The following is a 23705-nucleotide window of genomic DNA, read 5'->3' as shown; positions in this document are numbered from 1 at the left end:
CTATCAAGGCCGGTCTCCGACCAGTTTCACTGCGGCGGCCTCGATGGTGTCTTCCGAGAGCAGCACCTGCAGCGCGGCATCGCCCAGCGGGATGAAGCTGTCGGCACTGGCCACCCGCCGTACCAGGCCGGAGAAACCGTGCTCGGTGAGTTCGGCCAGCACACCTTCCCCCACACCCCCGGTGCGGCGGGTCTCGTCCACGATGAGCACCCGGCCGGTCGCATCCGCCTCCCGCAGCATGTCCTCGACCGGCAACGGCGACAGCCAACGCAGGTCGACCACGCGGGCCGCGATCCCGGCTCCCTCGAGGCGACGAGCCACCCGCAGGCTCATCCACAGTCCGTTGCCGAAGGTGAGGATGGTCAGGTCGGCACCGTCGCCGTAGGTGCGGGCCGCACCGATCCGCACAGGTTGGGCCGGATAGCTCGCCAACCACTGCTGGTCGCCGTCGTCGTACAGGTCCTTGGTGTGGTACAACGCGATCGGCTCGAGGTAAATACACACCGCACCAGCCGTTTTCGCGGCGGCGACACAGGTGTGCAGCATGGCCGCGGCATCGTCGGGACGGGCCGGTGAGGCGATCACCACTCCCGGAATATCGCGGATCGCCGCGATTGAGTTGTCGTTGTGGAAATGCCCGCCGAATCCCTTCTGGTAGCCGTAGCCCGCGATCCGCACCACCATCGGGTTGCGGTACTGCCGGTTGGCGAAGAACTGCAGGGTGGCTCCCTCGCCCCGGATCTGGTCGGCAGCATTGTGCAGGTAGGCCAGATACTGAATCTCCGGGATCGGTAGCAGGCCCGAGACACCGGCTCCCAGGGCCAGTCCCAGGATGGTCTGTTCGTCGAGCAGCGTGTCGAACACCCGCGCCTGCCCGGCCGCAGCCTGCAGACCGCGCGTCACCCCATAGACCCCACCCTTGCGGGCGATGTCCTCGCCGAACACGATCGCGTCCGGGTGCACTTTCAGGATCTCCTGCAGCGCCCGGTTGACGGCCAGGGCCAGGGTCAGCGGCGCACCGTCAGGCTCGCCAGGGGGGACGACGGAGACCGCCGTGGCTTCGTCGAGCATCTCGCGCAGCGGCTGCATGACCGCGACCGCGCTGTCCAGCTGCGGACAGTCGCTGAGCCGGCGGGCCAACTCGATCACCTCGGTACGTTTGGCCTCGTAGCGTTGGATAGCCTGCTTTGGGGTCACGATGCCTTGGGCCACAAGTGTTCTCGCGGTGTTCAGCACCGGATCGCGGTCATAGTCGCCGAGGATGTCGGCGGGCCGGCGATAGGCCGGCTCATAGTCGGACCCGGCGTGGCCCATCAGCCGCACGGTACGCAGATGCAGGAAGGCGGGTTTGCGCTCACGACGGACCCAATCAGCCGCGGCCCGTGCGGTATCGAACGCGTCGACGAGGTCGCAGCCGTCGGCCGCGAAGTACCGCAGCCCCTCCCGATCGCCGTAAGCACGGGCGATCCAGCCGCGCGGCGTCGGCGTGCTGATCCCGATACCGTTGTCCTCACAAACGAACAGCAGCGGCATCGGCAGACGTTGGTACGCGGCGTGCAGGGCCGCGTTGACGGCACCGACAGCGGTCGAATGATTGGCCGAGGCGTCACCGAAGCTGCACACCGTCACCGCGTCGTCCGGCCACGGGCAGGACACACCGAGCTTGCGGGTCCTGGCGATCGAGAAGGCCACCCCGACGGCTCGTGGAAGATGCGAGGCGATGGTGGAGGTCTGCGGAATGATGCTCAGGTCGTGACGGCCGAACACCTTGTGCCGCCCACCCGAGATCGGTTCGGCGGTGGCCGCCACCAACCCGAGCAGCACGTCGCGCAGCGGGTCGGAGCCGTCGACCTGCGCGGCGCGAGCCAGATAGAAACCGCCCGACCGATAGTGCAGCAGCGCAGGATCAGACGGGCGCAGCGCCGTGGCCACCGCGGCGTTGCCCTCGTGCCCGGACGATCCGATGGTGTAGAAGCCCTTGCCGTGGGCACGCAGCCAGCGCGCGGCCAAATCAAGGTGACGGCTGCCGATTTGGGCGTCAAACAGGTCCAGCGCCTGGCGCTCGGTCAGTGTCCAGCCGCCTGCCGGCCCGGAACCGGTCAGCGTGGAAACAGTGCTGGTGAAGTATTCATCGATGGATTCGATCACCGGGCCTCCAGTCCGCCAGCGCGGCCCTGGCAAATTCGACGACCTGACCGGCGCCTGCCAGTGACGGATCCTGGTCGGGGTCGTAGATCGCAATGCTGCACCCGATGCACTGCCCGGCGGTATTGCGCAGGCTCAGGACGAGTTCGGTGAGCTGGCTCCAGGTCAGGCCGCCCGGCTCGTCGGGCACGTCGGGCAGTCCCTGGGCCGCAAACTCGGCCGGGTCCAGCACGTCGAGGTCGATGTGCAGCCACCAGCAATCCGCCTCACGCGTCAGGTGCTCCATGGCCCGACGACCGACGGCGGCCGGATTGCGCGCCACCTCGGCCAGCGGCGCCAGCCACACGCCGCAGTCGGCGAGGGTGCCGACGTTGAACTGCCGCCGCCAGCTGTCGTCGCGGGGGCCCAGCACCACCAGCAGCTCGCGCCGCAGCGCAGGCAGCTGTCGGGCCAGCGGCCCGGTGAGCGTCCGTCCCGTCAGTCCGAGGAGCAACCCGATCTCGGTGTTCGCCGCCTCCCCGTCCTCGGATACGTCCAGCGGCATGGTGTCCTCGTGGCCGTCGATGAAGACCAAACCGACGTCCTCGGCGTGGTCGCGCAGCCCGGCGGCGATGCCCAGCAGAACCGAACAGTCACCGCCGTACACAACCGGGAACCGTTCGGCCACCAATGCATTGCGAACTCTGTCATAGAGTGACGACGTCATCGCGAGCAATGCGGGCTCGTTGATCAAGCCGGTCGACGGTCCACGCCGGGGATCGGGGGCAGGCAGGTCAAGATCGTCGGCCTGAACCACACGTTCGTCACCAAAAACACTGAGCAATCCGGCATCCCGCAGTGCCTGCGCGGCCCGCGCCTGGTTGCCGCGGCGGCCATAACCGTCGAACGGCACCCCGATCAGCTCGACGGAGGTCATCAGATCAATTCGATGGCTTCGGCGATCGACGGCAGCACCCGGCTGGGCCGGAACGGATATCGCTCGATGTCCTCGACCGACGTCGACCCGGTGAGCACCAGGATGGTGTCCAGCCCCGCCTCGATCCCGGCCACCACATCGGTGTCCATCCGGTCCCCCACCATCACGGTGTTCTCCGAGTGCGCCTCGATCCGGTTGAGCGCGCTGCGGAACATCATCGGATTGGGCTTGCCGACGAAGTAGGGGTCGCGTCCGGTGGCCTTGGTGATCATCGCGGCCACCGACCCGGTCGCGGGTAGCGGTCCCTCCGCCGACGGTCCCGAGACGTCGGGGTTGGTGGCGATGAACCGGGCACCGCCGAGGATCAGCCGGACCGCCTTGGTAATCGCCTCGAACGAGTAGGTGCGGGTCTCCCCCAGCACCACGTAGTCCGGATCGATGTCGGTCAGGGTGTAGCCGGCCTCGTGCAGCGCGGTGGTCAGCCCGGCCTCACCGATCACATAGGCCGAACCGCCGGGTTGCTGATCGTTGAGGAACGCCGCCGTGGCCAGGGCCGACGTCCAGATCGAAGCCTCGGGTACGAGCAACCCCGAACGCGCCAGCCGGGCGGCCAGATCGCGCGGGGTGAAGATCGAGTTGTTGGTCAGCACCAGGAACGGCCGTTGCTTGTCGGCCAGGGTCTGCAGGAATTCCGCGGCACCCGGGAGCGCGTGTTCTTCGCGCACCAAGACGCCGTCCATGTCGGTTAGCCAGCACTGGGCAGGTGAACGCACAGGTCCAGTGTCGCAACTCGGCGTACGGATCATGCGGCAACCAAGTTATCCACAGGGTGTCGCGATGGCATGGCGGCCCCGCCCGGACGTCCCTACGATAGGGCGATGGCAACGCTGGAAGACCTCGAGGCACGAGTCGCTGCCCTGGAGGCTGACCGCTTCGACTACCGCGCTGTGCTCGCGGCAGTCAACGCGTTGGGTGCCAATCAGCGTGAGTTGGCCGCCAATCAACGCGACCACGGGACACGGCTCACGTCGGTCGAAGGTCGACTCACCGCGGTGGAAACCGAACTGTCCGACTTCCGTCAGGAGACGCGCGCTCGCTTCAGCTCCGTCGACGAGCACCTCGCCGAAATCAAAGACCTGATCACCGATCGCAACAACGGGCGCTGAGACCGTTACCGCGCACTGTCACCGGCGGGTCAGTGCGCGTCCAACCACGCCCCTGCTGGCGCACATGGCAATCCCACGTCGCTGAGAGTCACAATGCCGGCCTGTGCGGCTGCCACGTTGAACGCGGCGTTCACCGCGGGCATGGCAGTCATGGTGTCCCATTCGTGATTGCCCCAGTGCTCTGACGGGATGAAGCGGATGCGGGTCTGCACATCGGGTTCGCCCTCGATCGTGACGTGGTAATGGTCGTCGTCGAAAACCCAGTCCCCGTTGAGTTTGTCGGTGAGATACCAGGCAACGCGTGACTCGATGACGGTCTTGCCCTTCACCTTGGCGTTCCAGCCACCACGGATCGCGGCGATGGTGTCCTTCTCCATGCAGAACCAGCCGAGATCGATCTTCTCCGAGGCGGTCTGGTACTCGACGACGAACTCCAGGTCATCGATGTCGAATCCGAGTTCCACCGCCATGCGTTGAACGGAGTCGGCGAAGGTCCCGAACCCGAACTTCGCCATGCCGATGACATCCGCAGTTGCCTCCGGGAGACCAAAACCCAGCGCCTGCCACGTTTCAGCCGACTCGTAGACGGAGACGTCTGCGGATTCGATGATCGAAATCTTTTGCACGTCACGGCAAACGGCCGTCATCGCCGTCACCATGGTGTTGATCCAGCCGGGGTTGACGCCCGTGATGTACAGCGAACTGTTGCCGCGTTCGCACGCAGCCGCGAGCTTTTCCCTGGTCTCCCCCTGGATTCCGCCCACGTTGAGGAACAGGTTGGTGCTGATCACGTCGAGGCCGCTTTCGAGCAGGCGGACGGCGTGGTCGAGATCGGCCATGAACGGCGTGTAGAGGACGGTGTCGGCGCCCAGGGCGATGAGGGCATCGATGTCGGTAGTGGCGAGCACACCGGTGTCCGGCCGCCCGCACAGCGGTCCGGCGTCGGTGCCCGCCTTCTCCTCTGAATAGGCGTAGACGCCGACCAGTTCGAGGCGAGGATCGTCGAGAATCCCCCGCATGCTGAGCTTGCCCACTTTGCCTGTGGTCCATTGGATTACGCGAAGCTTGCTCATTGGTTCCTTTCGGTTTCGACGACACTCGATCATTCGGGGCGTCGTGCGGTGGTGAGTTGGCTGAGAAGGTTCAGGGTGCGTTCCCGCGACGCGGCCCGTCCGGGACGGTCCATGCCGACGGCAACCGGTTGGGCCCAGATGTCGGTGGCCCCGGCCTCGACGAGTTGTTCCAGCTGACGCTGGACGGAACGTTCATCGCCGACGACGGCCACGTCGGCGGGGCTCGATCCCCCTCCGACTTCGATGATCCGCCGGTAGTTGGGCATCGCCGCGTAGATTCCGGCTGTCGCCGCGACGGCGGAACGCGCCTCGCCCTCGTCGTCGTGCACGGCGACCGGAAGTCCGGCGATGATGCGCGGCCCGGCGCGGCCGGCCGCCGACGCAGCGGCGAGAATGCGTGGTGCAACGAGCTTTTCGATCGCCTCCGCTGACGCCATCCACAGGATGGTCCCATCGGCGTACTGCCCGGCGACGCGCAGCAACCGAGGCGACAGCGCCGACAGCAGTACGGGTACGGGAACGGCGGGCGGCGGCTCGGAGATGTGGGCGCTCCAGTCGCATCCCGTGAAATCGACCGCGTTGCCGCGTAGCAGGTCGGTGAGAATGCGGAGGTACTCCTCGGTGTTGAGGCCGGGCCGGTCGTAGGACAGACCGAAGACGTCGCGGATGAGCGGCGCGTGCGACGGACCCAGACCGAGGGTCAATCCCGGTCGTCCCATTGCTTCGGCCGCAGCAGCGGCCCGGTTGGCCTGCAGGATGGGGTGGCAAGGATAGGTCTGCAGTACCGCGGTCCCCAGTTCGATACGAGTGGTTTCGCGGCCCGCGATGGCCATGGCGGTGAGCGGGTCACGCAAGACGCTGCTGGCGTACCACAGCGCCGTGAAGCCACGTTCCTCTGCGTCGCGGGCCTGCTGAACAAGTTTGTCCAGTGTCGAGCCTCCGCCGGTGAGTCCGATACGCATGGTGTGCTGCCGCCTTAGAAGAGTTCGTCGTACTTCTGCATCAGCTCGTAGATGTCGTCGTCGATCCCGAGATCGAGGGCGCTGAACATCCTTGCGAGCGTGTCGTATCCGCCGACGGTGAAGATCAGGTCGAGCAGCTGTTGCTTGTCGAACTCGGCAGCCAACACACCCCAGGTGGCTTCACCGATGGTGCCGTCGATGACGAGTTCGTCGACGGCCCGCAGCATTGCGGATTCCACCTCGCTCCAGAACGGCGCGTCCGGCCCGTAGGCGATACGGCCGATCTCTTCGTCGGTCAGTCCGGCGTCGCGCGCGACGAACAGATGTTGTGCCCATTCGTAACCGCATTTGCGTACCGCGGCAATGCGCATGATGAGCAGTTCCCGATGGCGCTCGCTCAGTGTGGTGGCCAGCAGCAGGTGGCCATTGAAGGTGAAGTACGCCTGTGCCAGTGCAGGGTGGTGGGCCAGGGTTCCGAGCACCTTCAGCGCCTTGGGCCGGTCGGTGGTCGGGAGGGGTTCGTGCCGCGGGTTGGGCGGCCGCAATGCGGCCAGGGCCGTGCGCATTTCGGGCGGAAAGTCGTGTGGCCGGAGGGGTTCGATACGTGGTGCCATGTCAGCTGATGGTCCTTCCGCCGTTGACGCCGATAACCTGGCCGGTGATGTATCCGGCCTCTTCTCGGACGAGGTAAGCACATGCGGCCGCGATGTCGTCCGGGCGGCCGACGCGGCGCACCGGGGTGGTTGCTTCAGCGGCTTCAACTCCCGGTCCGAGGAAGCCACGTTCCTCGGTGCGTCGCAGCATCGGGGTGTCGACGAACCCGGGCGGGACGGTGTTGACGGTGATCCCGCGGGGCCCGAGCTCCTGCGCCAAGGCCTTCGTGAGGCCGACGACGCCGGCCTTGGCCGCCGAGTAGTGCACCATGAGAGGGTTGCCGGTCTGCGCGCTCGACGAGGAAATGTTGACGATTCGCCCCCAGCCTGCGGCGACCATGTGGGGCACCACCGCCTGGCAGCAATCGAAGGTGCCGGTGAGGTTGACCGCCAGGATCTTTCGCCAACTCTCGGCCGTGATCTTCAGGAAGGGTTCGAAACCGTCGACGCCTGCGCTGTTGATCAGGATGGTCGGCCGTCCGAGTTCGCCGACGACCTGTTGGACAGCGGAATCGATGCAGGGCCGGTCGGTGACGTCGACCTCGAACGCTGCCGCGCGTCCACCCTTGGCGAGGATCTCGCGGGCGGTGGCCGCAGGCTCATTCAGGTCGAACACCGCCACCGTGGCACCGTCGACCGCCAGACGTTCGGCTATCGCACGTCCGATCCCCGAGGCACCACCGGTGACGATCGCGGTGGGCGCCTGAGTCCAGGCGGCCAGCGCACTCATGCAATCTCCTCTTCACCGACAAGCGTGGTGCGGTGCATCAGCCGCGGCGAAGTCGGCTCGTAAGGGATTGCGCGGTGCAGCATTCCGGTGTTGTCCCACACGACCAGATCACCCACGGTCCATTGGTGCCGCAACACGAACTGCGGTTGGGTCGTCCAGGCCAGCAGCTCGTCGAGGAGTGCGCGGCTGTCGTCGGGTGTCATGCCGACGATCTCGCCGGCCGTCGCACCGATCAGCAGGGAGTGGCGCCCGTCGCGGTGGCGCCATACCAGCGGATGCTCGCGCGACGGCGCGCGATTCCAGGCCGTCAGCTCCTCGGGTGAGGGGTTGGGATTGAGCAGTAGTTGTGAGGCGGCCACGCTGTGGACCACCCGGTAGGCGGCCAATTCGGCCTTTCTCGCCTCGGTCAGTGCGTCGTAGGCGGCATAGGTGTTGGCGAATTCGGTGTCACCGCCGTCGTCAGCGACGTCGCGTGCGGTGAGCAGCGTCGCCTTCTGCGGAAGAACGTCCATCAAACCGTCGGCGTGCCAGAAGATGGTGCTGCGCCGCAGTCCGGCCAAATGGCTCTTGGTCGGATCCAGGCTCACCGGCGAGATCTCCGGGTAGTCCGGGTGCGCACCCGCTTTGGCAACCACCACCTCACCGAGCGCTCGGCTGAACGTCACCAGATCAGCGTCGGAGATGTGCGCTTCGCGATAGACGACGACACCGTGGCGATTCAGGAGTTCTCGGCATTGTTCGGCGACCCCGGGAGTACGGAAGTCCTCGGTGGACAGGCCGGATACCGTGACACCAATTGCCTCGGAGATCAGAGTGAAGGTGGTCATTGTCAGTCCTTGGTCGTGCCGGCGGCAGGGGTGAACTCGAGGTGGAGGTCAGTCAGGCCGCGGATGATGTAGGTCGGGTCGTAGTTGTAGCGGCGCTGCCCGGCGGCCCCGTGATGGTCTTCCGAGATCGTCAGGGTCGCCGTGCGGTCCAGAAAGCGCCCCAGCGTCACTCGCCCTTCCGCGCGGGCCAGAGGCCCGCCGGGGCAGGAGTGCGCACCGCGCCCGAATGCGATGTGCTCGCGCACATTCGGCCGATCGAGCTGAAGTTTTTCCGGCTGGGCGAACTTGCGCGGATCCCGGTTGGATGCCCCGGGGTGCAGCATGATCGTCGTTCCTGCGGGAACGACGACACCACCGAGTCGGGTGGTCTTCTGCGTCATGCGGAAGTCGCTCATCGTCGGGCTCTCCAGACGAAGTACTTCCTCTATGAAGTCACCGATCTTGTCGCGATGTGCGCGCAGATCGGCTTGTAGGTCCTGATCTTCGGCCAGGAACCGCAGCGCGGATGCCAGCAGTCGTGAGGATGTGTCCTGGCCCGCGCCGAACAGGAACGTCGCCAAGCGGACGAGTGCCTGCACCTCGGGTAGCGATCCGTCGGGATAGGTCGAGGTGGCAAGTGCGGTGAGTACGTCATCGCGAGGTTGCTCGCGACGCTCCTCGATGTATCCGCTGAAGGTGTCGTACATGTACTCCAACGGATTCTCGGGCAGTGGAGAATTTCCTCCCACGGCCGCGACGTGCTGACCCGTGAAGATCTTGCGGAAATGCTCACGATCCTGCTGCGGGACTCCGAGCAGGTCGGCGATCACCATGGTGGTGAACGGCTTGCCGTATTCGGCAACCAGCTCGAAGCGTCCGTTCTCGATGAACGTGTCGATGCACTGGTCAGCCATGCCCGCCATCTGGGACTCGTTGTCCTTCAGTCGCTTCGGCGTCATCAACCTCCGAAGCAGACTGCGCTCGTCGTCGTGGGCGGCGCCGTCCTTGGTGACCATGAACTCGTTGAACACCCAGTGTTCACGGTTGTTCTGAACTGCGTCGGTGATGTCGTCGACACCCGGCTCTACGGGAAACGGCGGGAACGGGCCGCCCATCGCGTTGCACGAGGAAAAGGCTGAGTCATCCCGATAGACCGCGACCGCTTCGTCGTAGCCGGTGACCGCCAGCACCCCAGGTTGCGCGATCGGGTGGACCGGGCATCGCTGCCTCAGTTCATCGAAGTACGGGTAGGGGTTCATGATCACGTCTTGGTCGGTGAAGATATCCACCCCGGTCACGTGGTCGGTCATTACACATTCCCCTGTCATCGGTTGCTTACCGCCGGGCGGACCTATGCGATTAGGCGATCGCCTAGTAACCTGTTCAGGCACATGCCTAACACCTGGGCGGGTCATGGGTCAAGGGATCATGGAAGTTCGCCGCCAGCTGGGCGACGGGAACAGGACGACTGCGATGGCCACATCACGCGGAACCGGCAAACGAGATACCGGCACCCGAGACAAACTGCTTGATGCGACAGCCGAGATAATGCTCGAGGAGGGCTATGCCGCGGCAACATCGCGCCGTGTGGCCGAGAAGGTCGGCGTGCAGCGCGCAGTGGTCTACTACTACTTCCCCACCATGGACGACCTGTACCTGGCAGTTCTCCGGAGGGGAGCCCAGCGCAGCCTGGAGACCCAGCGGGAGGCGCTGAACTCGGGCACACCGCTGCATGCGTTGTGGGACATGACAATCGACCCGAAAGGGTCGCGCCTGACCATGGAATTCATGGCATTGGGAAACCACCGCAAAGAGATTCGTGCCGAGTTGGCCGCGGGGGCCGAGCGCTTCCGGGAGGCGCAGGTCGCGGCCTTGACGGTGATTCTCCGCAATCACTCGTCCGGGGCTGCACCTGACCCCGAGGTCGTCTCGGTTCTCATCGCCAGCATCGGACGCCTCATCACCATCGAAGCCGGCCTGGGGATCACCACCGGACATGAGCGGACCCTGCAACTCGTCAGCGACTACCTCGCGCGCATCGAGGTTCCGGTTTCGAATGGTGACGAATCAGTCGCACAAAGCACGTAGCGATGACTGACTAGGCAGTCGCCTAGTTTTTTCGACGCAGGTGCGTTACCTTGATGCGGATCGACATCAATGCGCTGTGCCGTAGCCAGCGTGTGACCGCCCTAGGAGCGCCATGACCCAGGCCCCGCCCACCTCGCAGCCGCGAACCGCCGTCATCACCGGCGGCGCCTCCGGCATCGGACCCGCCGTGGCGCGGCATCTGGCACAGGCCGGGCACTCCGTGGCGCTGCTGGACCGGCAAGGCGAGCTCCTGCGCCGTGTAGTTGAACAGCTTGCGGCAGAGGGCATTCGGACATTCGCCGCAGAAGCGGATGTCACCGATCGCGATGCCGTGCGCTCGGCGCTTGAAGGGGTGCGCGACGCATTCGGACCCATCGGGATCATGGTGACCAGCGCCGGTGTCGACGTCGGCGTACCGGTTCCGGTCACCGAGATCACCCCCGAACAGTGGGACCGCCTCATCGCGATCAACCTCACGGGAACGTTCAACTGCATCCAGGCCGTCGTGGCGGACATGCAAGCCGGCGGTTGGGGCCGCGTCGTGACGATCTCGTCGTCCAGTGCCCAATCCGGTGCGCCCGAACGCGCCCACTACGTCGCATCGAAAGGGGGCGTCATCGCGTTGACCAAAGCCCTGGCATACGAACTGGCGCCCCACGGCATCACGGTCAACACCATTCCGCCGTCGATAGTGGACACTCCCATGGCGCAGGCCGGCGTGGAAGCCGGAACCGTTTCCCCCGCTCGACATCCTGGCCACCATGGTTCCGGTGCGCCGCAGCGGCACCCCTGATGACATTGCCGCCGCCACCGCCTTCTTGTGCACCGACGCCGCGAGCTACATAACCGGGCAGGTCATCGGGGTCAACGGCGGTATGTACATCTGAGACCGGTCAAGACCGAAACCGAAACTGCGCTCAGGGACAAAATCGCGAGAAATCTGTCCCTGAGCGCGATCTCGGTGAAGACGAACGCTAAACGGCGTGCTGATCGGCGACGTCGAGTGCCTTGTCCAAGATCGCCAGACCTTCGCGCGCCTCTTCCGCGGTCACGTTGCACGGCGGCACGACGTGGATGCGGTTGAAGTTGGCGAACGGCAGCAGACCGTTGGCCTTGCAGGCGCCGACCACGGCGTTCATCGCCGGGCTCGAGCCGCCGTAAGGTGCCAGCGGCTCCCGGGTCTGCTGGTCGGCGACGAGTTCGACGGCCCAGAACACGCCGGCACCACGGACCTCACCGATGCTGCGGTGCTTGGCGGCCAACTCGGCCAGGCCGGGCCCGATGACCTCGGCACCGATCTTGGCCGCGTTGTCGACCATGCCCTCGTCGGCCATCGCATTGATGGTGGCGACGGCGGCCGCGGTGGCCAGCGGATGGCCGGAGTACGTCAGCCCGCCCGGGTAGGCGCGGTGTGCGAACGTCTCGTAGATGGCCGGGCTGATCGCCACACCACCGAGCGGCACGTAACCGGAGTTGACGCCCTTGGCGAAGGTGAGCAGATCGGGCACCACGTCGAAATGGTCGATGGAGAACCACTTTCCGCTGCGCCCGAATCCCGCCATCACCTCGTCGGCGATGAACACGATGCCGTAACGGTCGCAGATCTCCCGCACCCCGGCCATGTATCCGGGCGGGGGCACCATGATGCCGGCGGTGCCCGGAATCGACTCCAGGATGATCGCGGCGATGGTCGACGGGCCCTCCATCTGGATCAGCTTGTCGAGGTACTCCAGCGCGCGCTGGGATTCTTGTTCCTCGGTCTCGGCGTAGAACGACGAGCGATACAGAAACGGTCCGTTGAAATGCACGATGCCGGCGTTGCCGCGGTCGTTGGGCCAGCGCCGCGGGTCACCGGTCAGGTTGATCGCCGTGTCGGTACCGCCGTGGTACGCGCGGTAGCGGGACAGCACCTTGTAGCGGCCGGTGTGTAGGCGGGCCATGCGGACCGCATGCTCGACCGCGTCGGCACCGCCGTTGGTGAAGAACACCTTGTTGAGCTCACCGGGAGTGCGCTCGGCGATCAGCCGGGCCGCCTCCGAGCGCGCCGCGTTGGCGTACTGCGGAGCCACCGTGCACAGCTTGGCGGCCTGTTCGGCAATGGCGGCAACAACTTTCGGGTGCTGGTGGCCGATGTTGGTGTTGACCAGCTGGCAGGAGAAGTCCAGCAACCGGTTGCCGTCGCCGTCCCACACGTACGAGCCCTGCGCGGCGGTGATCGTCATCGGCGAGAGCTCCTCCTGCGCCGACCAGGAGTGGAACACGTGTGCGCGGTCGAGTTCGTAGGCCCGCGCGGCCTCGGCCTTTGCCGCCTCGACGGTCAGCCCGTTGGGCAGCACGGAGGACTCTTGAGTCACAGTCATGGGTGGAATTCTCTCACTTGTTCTCGGGGAAGCCGAGGTTGATGCCACCGTGGCTGGGGTCCAGCCAGCGGGTGGTGATGGCCTTGGTCCGGGTGAAGAAGTGCACACCTTCGGCGCCGTGCGCGTGGCTGTCACCGAACAGCGACGCCTTCCAGCCGCCAAAGCTGTAGTAGGACATGGGGACCGGGATCGGTACGTTGATGCCGACCATGCCGACCTCGACCTCGTTCTGGAAGCGCCGGGCCGCGCCACCGTCGTTGGTGAAGATCGCGGTGCCGTTGCCGTAGGGGTTGTTGTTGATCAGTTCCATGGCCTCGTCGTAGGTCTCGACGCGCAGTACCGACAACACCGGGCCGAAGATCTCGTCGGTGTAGACGCTCATCTCGGGAGTGACGTTGTCGAGCAGCGTCGGGCCCAGCCAGAAGCCGGCCGGATCCCGTTGGCCCGCCCCGTCCAGCACGGTGCGGCCGTCGAGCACGACCTTGGCGCCGTCTGCCTCACCGGCATCGATGTACGAGGCGACCTTGTCGCGGTGGGCCTTGGTAACCAGCGGACCCATGTCCGAATCCTTGGTTCCGTCACCGGTTTTGATGGTCGCGGCGCGCTCGGCGATCTTGGCGACCAGCTCGTCGGCGATCGGGCCGACGGCCACCGCGGCCGAGATGGCCATGCAGCGCTCACCGGCGGAACCGAAACCGGCGTTGACCATCGCATCGGCAGCGAGGTCCAGATCGGCGTCGGGCAGGATCACCGCGTGGTTCTTGGCGCCGCCGAGGGCCTGCACACGCTTGCCTGCCGCGGTGGCGGTGGCGGTGGCGTACACGTACTGGGCGATGGGGGTCGAGCCGACGAACGAGATGGCCTTGACCTTCGGGTTGGTCAGCAACTCGTCGACAGCAGTCTTGTCGCCCTGCAGCACGTTGAACACGCCGTCGGGCAGGCCGGCCTCGGCCCACAACCGGGCCATCCACAGCGCCGATGACGGATCCTTCTCCGACGGCTTGAGCACCACGGTGTTGCCCGCGGCGATCGCGATCGGGAAGAACCACATGGGCACCATGGCCGGGAAGTTGAACGGCGAGATGATGCCGACGGGCCCCAGCGGCTGCAGCACCGAGTGCACATCCACGTTGGTCGAGGCGTTCTCGGTGAATCCACCCTTGAGCAGATTCGGGATGCCGCAGGCGAACTCGACGACCTCGAGGCCGCGGCTGACCTCACCGAGGGCGTCGGAGAGCACCTTGCCGTGCTCGGCGGTGATGAGCGCCGCCAGCTCCTCCTTGCGGGCGTTGAGCAATTCGCGGAACGCGAACAGCACCGAGGTGCGCTTGGTGAGCGACGTGTCACGCCAGGCCGGGAACGCGGCCACGGCGGCGTCGATCACTGCGCGGGCGTCATCCACACTGGCCAAGGCGACCTCACCGCTGACCGCGCCCGTGGCCGGATTGGTGACGGGGGCGGTGGCGGTCGAGGTGCCGGCGAAGATCTTGCCGTCACGCCAGTGCTGGATGACATTGCTCATGGGGTCCGAACCTCTCTGTGGCTTGGGGTACGGGTATTACTCTGAGCCAACATCGGATGCACCAGAACCGTCATCCTGTAAGCCCGATAGACATGTTCTTTACACTTTGTAAATGATCCCGACAGTGCGCGACATCATCACCCTCCCGGTGGTGCAGGCCGGGGAGCCCGAGGTACTCAGTGCCCAACAGCTCGATCGACCGGTGCGCTGGGTCCACGTCAGCGACATGCCCGACCTTGCCGGCCTGCTGCAGGGCGGCGAGCTGGTGCTCACCACCGGAGCCGCGTTGCGTGACGCGCCCCGGGACTACCTACGACGCATGCAGCGCGCCGGCGTCGTCGGCGTGGTGGTCGAATTGGGCACCCGCATCGAATCGCTGCCCGACAGCGTCGGCGGCATGGCCCAAACTCTCGGTCTGGCACTCGTGGTGCTGCACCGGGAGACCAAGTTCGTCGAAGTCACCGAAGCGGTGCACCGGCTCATCGTCGCCGACCAATACGAAGAACTCGAGTTCGCCCACCGGACCCACAAAACCTTCACCGAGCTGAGCATGAAGCGCCCGACGATGGCCGACATCGTGAGCGCAGCCGCCGAGATGATCGACGAGTCGGTGGTACTGGAGGACCTCTCCCGCCAGGTGCTGGCCATCTCACCCCGCAATGAGCCTGCCACCACCGTGCTCGCCGACTGGCAGCGCCGGTCCCGCACGATGGCCGAACCGTGGGTGACCACGGCCGTCGGCCCGCGCACCGAGGAGTGGGGCCGGCTGATCGTGCCGCACACTCCGTCCGCACCGGCCAAGACGACGATGGTGCTGGAACGCGCCGCGCAGGCCCTGGCCCTGCACCGGATGGCCGAGCGCGGCCGGTCCGGTCTCGAACATCAAGCTCAGAGCGGGTTGATCGACGATGTCCTGGGTGGACGGATCGCCGACGACCGTGAGGCCGACGCCCGCGCCCTGGCGCTCGGCCTGCGTGCCGCCGGGCCCTACCTGCCGACCACCATCCGGGTCGGCGCGCCGCCGGACCGGCTCGACCCGGTGGGTACCCAACGCCGCAACATCCGGATCCTCGATGCGGTGGTGCACAGCGTGAAAGCTCAAGGGCACAGCGCGATCTGCTCGATCCGGCGGGACGGCGAGATCGGCCTGGTACTCGCGCTGAGCACCCGCCGCGGGCTCAGCGCCGACGCCGCGCTCAGCCGTCTCGCAGAAGGCTGGCGCGAGGCCATCGCCCGCGGCGGCGACACCGACAAGGTCGTCGTCGCTGCCGGCACTGGCGCCGGCGCCTTCGCCGACGCCGTCCACGGCTTGCGGGAATCCGCACACGTCGCCGAGGTCGCCGCGTCGATGCCGGATCTGACCCGTCCGTTCGTACGGGCTTCCGATGTCCGGCTACGGGGCCTGATCACGCTCCTGCTCGATGATCCGCGAGTCCAGATGTTCGCCGAGACCGAACTCAAGAACCTGCTGATCCACGACGCAGAGCAGGGCACCGACGATGTGGAGGTGCTGCGGGGTTACCTGGAACTCGCAGGCAACAAGTCCGCGCTCGCCAAACGCCTGCACATGAGCCGCCCCGCGCTGTACAGCCGGCTGGCCTCGATCGAACGGCGGCTCGGCGTCAACCTCGACGATGGCGAATCCATGACCTCGCTGCACGTCGCCCTACTGGTACACGACGCGCAACGCAGCACCGATCCGGCCGCACGGTAGCGAATCTGTTCAGCCGGTGAGGAGTTTCTTCTGCACCTTGCCCATGGCGTTTCTCGGCAACTCGCCGAGAAAGACGACCTCACGAGGCCGCTTGTGCTGTGACAGCGTCTGCGCGACGAAATCGATGAGGGTGTCGGCCAATTGGGCCCGGTCCTGTTCGTCGGTGACCACGTACGCGACGAGTCGCTGCCCCAGATCGGCGTCGGGTTGTCCGACGACGGCGGCCTCGCGCACCGCAGGATGGCCGAGCAGAGCGGTTTCGACCTCGCCGGCTCCGATTCGGTAGCCGCCCGACTTGATCAAATCCACCGATTCCCGGCCGACTATCCGGTGAAATCCCGACGCGTCGCGGGTGGCGACGTCGCCGGTCATGAACCAGCCGTCCTCGGTCCACGCGGCCGCGGTGGCCTCGGGCCGATTGAGATACCCGTCGAACAGCATCGGGCCGCGAACCTGGAGCCGCCCGATGCTGGTGCCGTCATCGGGCACGTCCTGGCCGTCCTCGGTGCGCAACCGGGTTGCGACCCCGAGTACCGGCTGCCCCACCGAGCCCGGCCGGCGCTCCCCGTCGGCGCGGGTGGAGAGGGTGATCATGGTTTCGCTCATGCCGTAGCGCTCGATCGGGGTGCAGCCGGTGAGCTCGGCGATGCGGTGGAACACCGGAGTGACCAACGGCGCGCTGCCCGAGACCAGCAGGCGGGCACCGCGCAACGCACGGGCCGATGCCTCGTCGGCGGCGATGCGCGACCAGACCGTCGGGACGCCGAAGTACATCGTGCCCGCCGCGGCGGCATAGCGCTCCGGTCGCGGTTTGACGGTGTGGACTACGCGGGAACCGATCCGCAGCGAGGCGAGCACACCGAGCATCAACCCGTGCAGGTGGAACAGCGGCAGACCATGGGCCACCGTGTCGTCGGGTGTCCATTGCCACGCATCGGCGACCGCGTCGATACCGGCCGCCAGCGCCCGGTGAGTCAGGTTGACGCCCTTGGGTGCTCCGGTGGTTCCCGAGGTGTACAGGATCATCGCCACCGCATCGGGTGACGGCGCTACGCGCAAATCGGCGGACCCGAGACCCCGGGCGGCCACCGGTATCGCCGGCAGCTCCGACTCGGGGTGCGGCGGCCCGGCCCAGGAGGTGACGCCGGCGTCGGTGAGCATGTGCCGCAGTTCGGCGGGCCCGGAGTCGGGCGGGACGGGCACCACCGGGACTCCGGCGAGCAGGCCGCCGACCACGGCGACGACGGTGTCGATCGTCGGCTGGGCGTACACCGCAACCGGTCCGCTGTCCGGCAATGCGCCGGCAAGCGTGCACGCCGCGCCGAACAGCTCGTCCCGCGACATTCGCTGCTCACCCACCGTGATCGCGGCGGCGCGATCGACGGAGTCGGCACCGGAAGGATCAAGGGACGTCAAAAGCATTTCAGGGCAAATCCTTTCATCACTGGTAACGGCACTCAGAACACCGTGCCCGGAACAACCAGGGCGCCCACCAGCAGGACCGGGCCGATGACCACCATCGACAGCCCCCAGCGCATCAACATGCGGGTCATGCGGGGCCGCTGCGCCTCGTCGACAGTGGTGGCCACCAATGTCGCGCCGACGGTGGAGAACGGCGATACGTCGACGATCGACGCGCACACGCCGAGCGCGCACATCAGCGCCCATCCGGGGATGCCGCCCGCGGCGACCAGTGGAAGCGCGAGCGGAACCAGTGCGGCCAGCATTCCGGTGGTTGAGGCGAAGGCCGAGACAAGCCCTGCCACAAGGCAAATGAACAGTGCGGCCAGCAGCGGCACGCCGATGTGACCGGCGAACTCACCGAGCAGATCGACCGCGCCCAGCTTGTCGAGCACGCCGACGAACGTGATGATGCCGCCGACCAGCAGAACCGTCGACCAGTCGATTCGGGGAATCGCCTTGTTGCCGGACGCCGGGTCGATGAGGGTCAGTACCGCGCCGAGCGCGAAGGCCAGCACACCGATGTCGGGGTCGGTGCCCGCCAGCGACAGGCCGATCACGGCACCGATCAATCCGACCATGGCCACCACGGTGGCAATCTGATGGGCAGTGAACGGCGTTCGATCGCTACCCGGTGCCAGGTCCGTGTCCGACGTACCGCCGGTGGATCCGCCGCGTGCCGCGCCGCGCGTACCGCCACCGACCGTCACCAGCCGATCGTCGGCGGGCAAGGAAATCGCCTGCGCGTCAACGGGGTTCACGTGCCGCAGTTTCATTCCGCCGAACAGGACGTATGCGGCTGCCAGCAATACGAGGTTGACCACGAGTGCCACGCCGAACAACAGGAACGGGCTGAGATCGATGCCGGCCTCGTGTGCGGTGCCGTAGGTGACGATGCCGAACAGGCTGGTGGGCGCGAATGCCCCGGCGCTGAGACCGGTGCCGATCGAGAGCGCCATCAGCATGGGATCGATCGCGCGTTTGTCGGCCACCATCATGCCGATCGGCGCCATCACCAGGCCGCCCAGTGGCGAGCCCATTGCCGAGATGCCGGCGGTCAGCAGGAAGAACACCAAGGGCAGCAGCACCGTCCGGTGGCCGACCTTGGCCAGGGTGACTTCGATGATCCGGTCGATGGTGCCGTTGGCGTGGGCGATGCCGAAGAAGTACGTCACCCCGACCAGCAGGACCAGGATGCTGACCGGGAAGCCGTCGATGATGTCGTCGATCGGCATCCCGGCCAATCCGAGCCCGACCCCGCACGCCGCGGCGAACATCAACACGCCGAGATGCGCGTTGCGCCATGCCGAAACCGCGAAGACGCCGACGAATATCGCCAGCGCCAGCAGCTGAACTGTCATTCCATCGCCTTTCGAAACGTTGTACTACGCTTCCCCGACTGGTCCACTGTGTGGCACACTGGTCTACAGAATGAACCAGTGCGGGTAAGCTAGCTCACATCCGCGTAGCGGGTCAATATGTCGCGTAGCGGGTCAATATGTGTAGCCGAGGGAGGGCGCATGTCGACGAACAGCGTGGTGTCCGCGTTTCAAGTGCTCGAGACGGTTGCCCGGCTGCAACCCGTGGGCCTGTCCGAGCTCACCCGCGCCGTCGGGTTACCCAAGAGCACCGTGCAGCGCTGCCTGCTCACCCTGCACGAAATCGGCTGGTTGCGGTCAACCTCGTCACAACCCACCCGGTGGAACCTGACCTACCGCGCGTTCTCCGTCGGCAGCCGGGCCGGTGACCACCAGCTGATGCGCGAGACCGCGCTCCCCTATCTCAACCAGTTGCAGCTCGACACCACCGAGACCATCCACCTCGCCGCGCCCGACGGCCCGGAGTTGGTCCTCATCGAGCGCTTGGACACACCGCATCCACTCCGCGCCTTCATGCCGTTGGGGTCACGAATTCCGTTGCACGCCTCCGCGACCGGAATCGCCTTTCTCGCCGCCAGTACCGACGACTATGTCGCCGATTACCTGTCACAGCGCCTGTTGCCGCAGACCGAACACACGATCACCGATCCGGACCGGCTGAGCGCGACGATCGAATTGGTACGGGCGCGGGGGTACTCGGTGAACGAACAGGGGCTCAACACCGGGATCACCGCCATCGGCGCCAGCATCCTCAACGCGCAACGCGAACCCATCGGGTCGGTTTCGATATCGGGCCCCAGCAGCAGGATCACGCCCGACAAGTTCGACACGTTCGGCTGTGCGGTGCGCGACACCGCACAGCGCATCCATGCGGCATTGTGAAGGCACGGGACAGAGCTTCAGGAAAAGGCGGTGACGCGATGGCCGATCGCAACGTGCTCGGTGGCCCGCTCGACGAGTGCGGCACGGACCCGCTCACCGGGTTCTACCGCGACGGGTGCTGCTCGACCGGCGACGCCGACGCGGGCCGGCACACCATCTGCGCGGTGGTGACAACCGAGTTCCTCGAACACCAACGGTCCATCGGCAACGACCTGTCGACACCGGCACCGCAGTACCGATTTCCCGGCCTGACACCGGGAGACCGCTGGTGCGTCACCGCGGTCAACTGGCTGCGTGCGCACGATGACGGCAAGGCTGCCCCGGTGGTGCTGGCCGCCACCCATGAACGGACCCTCGAGCTGGTGCCCCTCGACGTTCTACAGCAGTACGCCGTCGACGTGCCGGACGACCTGGGCAGCCTCTGACCCTCCGTAGGCTCAAGACGTGAGCATCGCACCCGAACCGACCGTTGTGCTCGACAACCGCTTCGCCCGCGCACTGCCCGAGATGGCGGTCGCGTGGCAGGCCGAGGCCACCCCGGCGCCACGGTTGCTCGTGCTCAACGAGCCGCTGGCCGCCGAGCTCGGGCTCGACGCGTCCTGGCTACGCACGCCCGACGGGCTCGGCCTGCTGTCGGGCACCGTCGTCCCCGAGGGCGCCACCCCCGTCGCACAGGCCTACGCCGGGCACCAGTTCGGCGGGTACGTCCCGCGCCTCGGTGACGGGCGCGCCCTGCTGATCGGTGAATTCGTCGATGCCGGCGACCGTCCCCGCGACCTGCACCTCAAGGGATCGGGACGCACCCCGTTCGCCCGGGGCGGCGACGGTCTGGCCGTCGTCGGGCCCATGCTGCGCGAGTACATCGTCAGCGAGGCGATGCACGCCATGGGCATTCCCACCACCCGATCGCTGGCCGTGGTGGCCACCGGACGGCAAGTGCGGCGCGAGACCCTGCTGCCCGGGGCAGTGCTCGCCCGGATCGCCGCGAGCCACCTGCGGGTCGGCAGTTTCCAGTACGCCGTCGCGTACACCCAGTCGGCCGGAGACCTCGGGCTGCTGCGCCGTCTCGCCGACCACGCCATCGCCCGCCACCACCCCGACGCGGCCGGCGCCGCCAACCCTTACCTGGCGCTCTACGAGGCGGTGATCTCCGCACAGGCCAAGCTGCTCGCGCAGTGGATGCTGGTCGGATTCGTGCACGGCGTGATGAACACCGACAACATGACCATCTCCGGTGAGACGATCGACTACGGTCCGTGCGCCTTCATGGAAACCTTCGACCCCGCAACAGTATTCAGCTCGATCGATCATGGCGGCCGCTACGCCTACGGCAACCAGCCCACGGTGGCCGCGTGGAACCTCGCCCGATTCGCCGAAACCCTGCTCCCCCTGCTCGCCGACGACGGTGACGAAGCCGTCGAACTCGCCACCCAAGCGCTGCACGGCTTCGGGGGGCAGTTCGACGCGGCGTGGTCGGCCGGGATGCACGCCAAGCTCGGGTTGCGCATCGGTGTCGACGACGGGGCGGCCCGCACTCTGGTGAACGACCTGCTTGCGCTGCTGCAACAGCACCGAACTGACTACACGACCTTCTTCCGGACCCTCGGCCGTGCCGCGCGCGGAGAGTCCGCCATCGCCGACGGATTCGACGAGTGGCTCGCACGGTGGCGCGCCCTGGGACCCGACGCCGAGGCCATGGACCGGGTGAATCCCGTTTACATCCCCCGCAATCATCTGGTCGAGGAGGCGCTGACCGCCGCCACCGACGGTGACCTGGAACCCGTTCGACACCTCATGCATGCCCTCACGGCGCCCTACGACGAGCGTCCCGGGCTCGAGCGGTATGCCGAGCCCGCGCCTGCGAGCTTCGGCGCCTACCGCACGTTCTGCGGAACCTGACGGTCGCCCGCTACCCTCGGTGAGGTGACGACTCTCACCGTGGAAACCCCGGCCGGTCCGATCGATGCTCTGCTCGCCGTCCCCAATGGCGAAGGGCCGTGGCCCGGGGTGGTGATCATCCACGACGCGATCGGCTATGGCCCGGACAACGAGGCGATCTCCGAACGCGTCGCGGCGGCAGGCTATCTCGCACTCACGCCGAATCTCTACTCCCGCGGGGGCCGGGCCCGGTGCATCACCCGGGTGATGCGTGACCTGCTGACTCAGCGGGGACGGGCACTCGACGACATTCTGGCCGCCCGCGACCACCTCCGCACGCATCCACAGTGCACCGGGGCCATCGGTATCGCGGGTTTCTGCATGGGCGGGCAGTTCGCACTTGTCCTGGGCCCCAAAGGTTTTGGCGCCTCGGCGCCCTTCTACGGCACCCCACTGCCGCGCCACCTGGACGATACCCTCGACGCGTCCTGCCCCATCGTCGCCAGCTTCGGACGTCGCGACCCGATGGGTATCGGTGCACCGGACCGGTTACGGCGCATCACCGACGCCAAGAACATCCCCGCCGACATCAAGGTCTACCCCGAGGCCGGCCACAGCTTCGCCAACCAGCTACCCGGACAGTCGTTTCTGCGGATCGCCGGCTTCGGCTACAACGAGGCCGCCACCGCCGACGCCTGGACGCGGGTGTTCGCCTTCTTCGACCAGCACCTCACGGCTAAAGCCAACTGAGCCCCGCCACCACCAGCGCCTCGGTCCCGGTGTCCAGCGTCGGCTGGAGCACCGGGGCGAACCGCGGTGAGTGGTTCACCGGGATGTCCGCGCTCACCCGATCGGCGGCCACCGCGTCGCGGAAGGCCTGCTCGTCGGCGCCGCCGAACCCCCAAAAGGTGTACGGCACCCCCAAAGCCACGGGGATCTCACTGAAATCCTCACTGGCGGAGGCGGCCGGCATGGTCTGCGCGCGGTCACCGAAGTACTCGCCGAAGGCGGCCTCGACCCGGGCCGTCACCTCGGCATCGTTGACGGTCAGCGGAAAGCTGGCGTACAACTCGAACTCCGGCTCTCGCGGCGAGTCGGATGCCTGACACTCCGCAACGACCACGCGCCGGATCGCGGCCAGCACCGCGGCGCGCACCGATTCGTCGAAGGTGCGCAGGTTGAGTTCGAGTACCGCGTGATCGCCGATGACATTGCTCTTGGTCCCCGACCGGATACTGCCGACGGTCAGCACCACCATCTGGCTCGGATCGACCTCACGCGACACGATCGTCTGCAGCCGGATGACGATCATCGACGCCAACACCACCGGGTCCACTGTGGCCTGCGGCATCGAGCCGTGCCCGCCACGGCCGTAGACCGTGATGCGCATGCTGTCGGCCGCGGTCAACACCGGACCGCTGCGGGTACGCACCTGCCCGGCCGGTACGGGAAAAACGTGCTGCGCCAACGCCACATCCAGCGGGCCGACCAGCTCGGCCAGGCCGTCATCGACCATTCCACGAGCCCCGTCGCCCACCTCTTCGGCGGGCTGGAACAGCGTGATCAACGTACCGGCCCAGCTCTCTGGCCCACGAGCGAACAGCTCGGCCGCACCCAGCAGGCAGGTCACATGCGCGTCATGCCCACACGCATGCATCACTCCGGCCTCGGAACTCGCATACGGCAAACCCGTCGCCTCCGTCACCGGCAGCGCATCCATATCCGCACGCATCAGCACCCGGGGGCCGTCACCGTTATCGAGCACACCGATCACGCCGGTGCCCCCGACACCTTCATGGACGGTCAATCCCGAATCCCGCAGCCGTGCCGCCACCACACCCGCGGTGCGCCGCTCCTGATGCGACAGTTCGGGATGCTGGTGCAGGTCTCGGTAGAGCGGCTCCTGCCACGTGCGCACCTCGGGCAAGTGCGCCAGCACCGCATCGGCGCGGCGGCGAACATCGTCGGAT

The 23705-nt window shown here is 66.8% G+C and carries 21 protein-coding genes and 1 pseudogene; 8 read left to right on the top strand and 14 right to left on the bottom strand.

Going from position 1 to position 23705, the window contains the following annotated elements; all coding sequences use genetic code 11:
- Positions 1–3: 3 nt before the first annotated feature.
- Genes QQ25_RS12830 through QQ25_RS12820 form a run of 3 tightly spaced genes read right to left on the bottom strand, consistent with a single transcriptional unit; the run spans position 4 to position 3834 of the window.
- On the bottom strand, positions 4–2148 hold the full coding sequence (locus tag QQ25_RS12830; protein ID WP_039379002.1) for a thiamine pyrophosphate-dependent enzyme: 2145 nt from the start codon (positions 2146–2148) through the stop codon (positions 4–6).
- Entirely contained in the window at positions 2129–3061 is a 933-nt protein-coding gene (locus QQ25_RS12825) for an arginase family protein (RefSeq protein ID WP_039379001.1), read from the bottom strand. The genes QQ25_RS12830 and QQ25_RS12825 overlap by 20 nt, the downstream gene beginning before the upstream one ends.
- Positions 3061–3834 carry an HAD-IIA family hydrolase gene (locus QQ25_RS12820; protein ID WP_039318883.1) on the bottom strand — a complete coding sequence of 258 codons (774 nt, stop codon included), beginning with the start codon at positions 3832–3834 and terminating at the stop codon, positions 3061–3063. The genes QQ25_RS12825 and QQ25_RS12820 overlap by 1 nt, the downstream gene beginning before the upstream one ends.
- 105 nt (positions 3835–3939) lie before the next feature.
- Here QQ25_RS12820 and QQ25_RS12815 point away from each other — a divergent pair, with 105 nt between their 5' ends.
- Complete coding sequence (locus QQ25_RS12815) at positions 3940–4227, top strand: hypothetical protein (protein WP_039379000.1); 288 nt, start codon at positions 3940–3942, stop codon at positions 4225–4227.
- A gap of 29 nt (positions 4228–4256) precedes the next feature.
- Here the strand turns inward: QQ25_RS12815 and QQ25_RS12810 are convergent, their stop codons facing one another.
- From QQ25_RS12810 to QQ25_RS12785, 6 genes are read right to left on the bottom strand one after another with little or no spacing between them, the layout of a single operon-like run.
- Positions 4257–5300: an NAD(P)H-dependent amine dehydrogenase family protein gene (locus QQ25_RS12810; RefSeq protein ID WP_039378999.1), complete on the bottom strand. Its 1044-nt coding sequence runs from the start codon at positions 5298–5300 to the stop codon at positions 4257–4259.
- A 29-nt stretch (positions 5301–5329) separates the two neighbouring features.
- The gene (locus QQ25_RS12805; protein ID WP_039378998.1) at positions 5330–6262 is read right to left on the bottom strand and encodes a TIGR03564 family F420-dependent LLM class oxidoreductase; all 933 of its coding nucleotides are present in this window, start codon (positions 6260–6262) and stop codon (positions 5330–5332) included.
- Between the two features lie 14 nt (positions 6263–6276).
- Positions 6277–6876, bottom strand: coding sequence for a carboxymuconolactone decarboxylase family protein (locus tag QQ25_RS12800; protein ID WP_039378997.1), 600 nt, complete (start codon positions 6874–6876; stop codon positions 6277–6279).
- 1 nt (position 6877) lies between these two features.
- Complete coding sequence (locus QQ25_RS12795; RefSeq protein ID WP_039378996.1) at positions 6878–7645, bottom strand: SDR family NAD(P)-dependent oxidoreductase; 768 nt, start codon at positions 7643–7645, stop codon at positions 6878–6880.
- A complete protein-coding gene (locus QQ25_RS12790) occupies positions 7642–8472 on the bottom strand; it encodes a TauD/TfdA dioxygenase family protein (RefSeq protein WP_039378995.1) in 831 nt (276 codons plus the stop codon). Before QQ25_RS12790 ends, QQ25_RS12795 begins: the two co-directional genes overlap by 4 nt.
- 2 nt (positions 8473–8474) lie before the next feature.
- The gene (locus QQ25_RS12785) at positions 8475–9761 is read right to left on the bottom strand and encodes a cytochrome P450 (protein ID WP_039378994.1); all 1287 of its coding nucleotides are present in this window, start codon (positions 9759–9761) and stop codon (positions 8475–8477) included.
- 163 nt (positions 9762–9924) lie between these two features.
- Here QQ25_RS12785 and QQ25_RS12780 point away from each other — a divergent pair, with 163 nt between their 5' ends.
- The gene (locus tag QQ25_RS12780; RefSeq protein WP_039378993.1) at positions 9925–10539 is read left to right on the top strand and encodes a TetR/AcrR family transcriptional regulator; all 615 of its coding nucleotides are present in this window, start codon (positions 9925–9927) and stop codon (positions 10537–10539) included.
- 112 nt (positions 10540–10651) lie between these two features.
- Positions 10652–11426, top strand: a pseudogene (locus tag QQ25_RS12775) (SDR family NAD(P)-dependent oxidoreductase).
- Positions 11427–11513: 87 nt separating this feature from the next.
- On the opposite strand, the gene QQ25_RS12770 reads toward QQ25_RS12775, so the two are convergent.
- Positions 11514–12899 (bottom strand): aspartate aminotransferase family protein, encoded by a 1386-nt coding sequence (locus tag QQ25_RS12770; protein WP_039378992.1) that lies wholly within the window; start codon positions 12897–12899, stop codon positions 11514–11516.
- Positions 12900–12912: 13 nt separating this feature from the next.
- On the bottom strand, positions 12913–14421 hold the full coding sequence (locus tag QQ25_RS12765) for a CoA-acylating methylmalonate-semialdehyde dehydrogenase (RefSeq protein ID WP_039378991.1): 1509 nt from the start codon (positions 14419–14421) through the stop codon (positions 12913–12915).
- 112 nt (positions 14422–14533) lie between these two features.
- On the opposite strand from QQ25_RS12765, the gene QQ25_RS12760 reads away from it, so the two are divergent.
- The gene (locus tag QQ25_RS12760; RefSeq protein ID WP_039378990.1) at positions 14534–16135 is read left to right on the top strand and encodes a PucR family transcriptional regulator; all 1602 of its coding nucleotides are present in this window, start codon (positions 14534–14536) and stop codon (positions 16133–16135) included.
- Between the two features lie 9 nt (positions 16136–16144).
- On the opposite strand, the gene QQ25_RS12755 is transcribed toward QQ25_RS12760, so the two are convergent.
- Complete coding sequence (locus QQ25_RS12755; RefSeq protein WP_039378988.1) at positions 16145–17557, bottom strand: acyl-CoA synthetase; 1413 nt, start codon at positions 17555–17557, stop codon at positions 16145–16147.
- 35 nt (positions 17558–17592) lie between these two features.
- Positions 17593–18957: an SLC13 family permease gene (locus QQ25_RS12750; protein ID WP_039378987.1), complete on the bottom strand. Its 1365-nt coding sequence runs from the start codon at positions 18955–18957 to the stop codon at positions 17593–17595.
- A gap of 159 nt (positions 18958–19116) precedes the next feature.
- Here QQ25_RS12750 and QQ25_RS12745 point away from each other — a divergent pair, with 159 nt between their 5' ends.
- From QQ25_RS12745 to QQ25_RS12730, 4 genes are read left to right on the top strand one after another with little or no spacing between them, the layout of a single operon-like run.
- Positions 19117–19857 carry an IclR family transcriptional regulator gene (locus QQ25_RS12745; protein WP_039378985.1) on the top strand — a complete coding sequence of 247 codons (741 nt, stop codon included), beginning with the start codon at positions 19117–19119 and terminating at the stop codon, positions 19855–19857.
- Between the two features lie 38 nt (positions 19858–19895).
- On the top strand, positions 19896–20282 hold the full coding sequence (locus tag QQ25_RS12740) for a DUF2237 family protein (RefSeq protein WP_039318871.1): 387 nt from the start codon (positions 19896–19898) through the stop codon (positions 20280–20282).
- A 19-nt stretch (positions 20283–20301) separates the two neighbouring features.
- Positions 20302–21756 carry a protein adenylyltransferase SelO gene (locus QQ25_RS12735; protein ID WP_039318869.1) on the top strand — a complete coding sequence of 485 codons (1455 nt, stop codon included), beginning with the start codon at positions 20302–20304 and terminating at the stop codon, positions 21754–21756.
- Between the two features lie 24 nt (positions 21757–21780).
- Positions 21781–22485, top strand: coding sequence for a dienelactone hydrolase family protein (locus QQ25_RS12730; protein WP_039318867.1), 705 nt, complete (start codon positions 21781–21783; stop codon positions 22483–22485).
- Here QQ25_RS12730 and QQ25_RS12725 read toward each other — a convergent pair.
- Entirely contained in the window at positions 22472–23674 is a 1203-nt protein-coding gene (locus tag QQ25_RS12725) for an amidohydrolase (protein ID WP_039379883.1), read from the bottom strand. The two genes, QQ25_RS12730 and QQ25_RS12725, sit on opposite strands and share 14 nt — an antisense overlap.
- Positions 23675–23705: the final 31 nt, after the last annotated feature.

The organism is Mycolicibacterium setense, assembly GCF_000805385.1.
Classification (GTDB): domain Bacteria; phylum Actinomycetota; class Actinomycetes; order Mycobacteriales; family Mycobacteriaceae; genus Mycobacterium; species Mycobacterium setense.
Note: the sequence above shows the minus strand (reverse complement) of the source record. Positions and strands in the feature narration are given on the sequence as shown.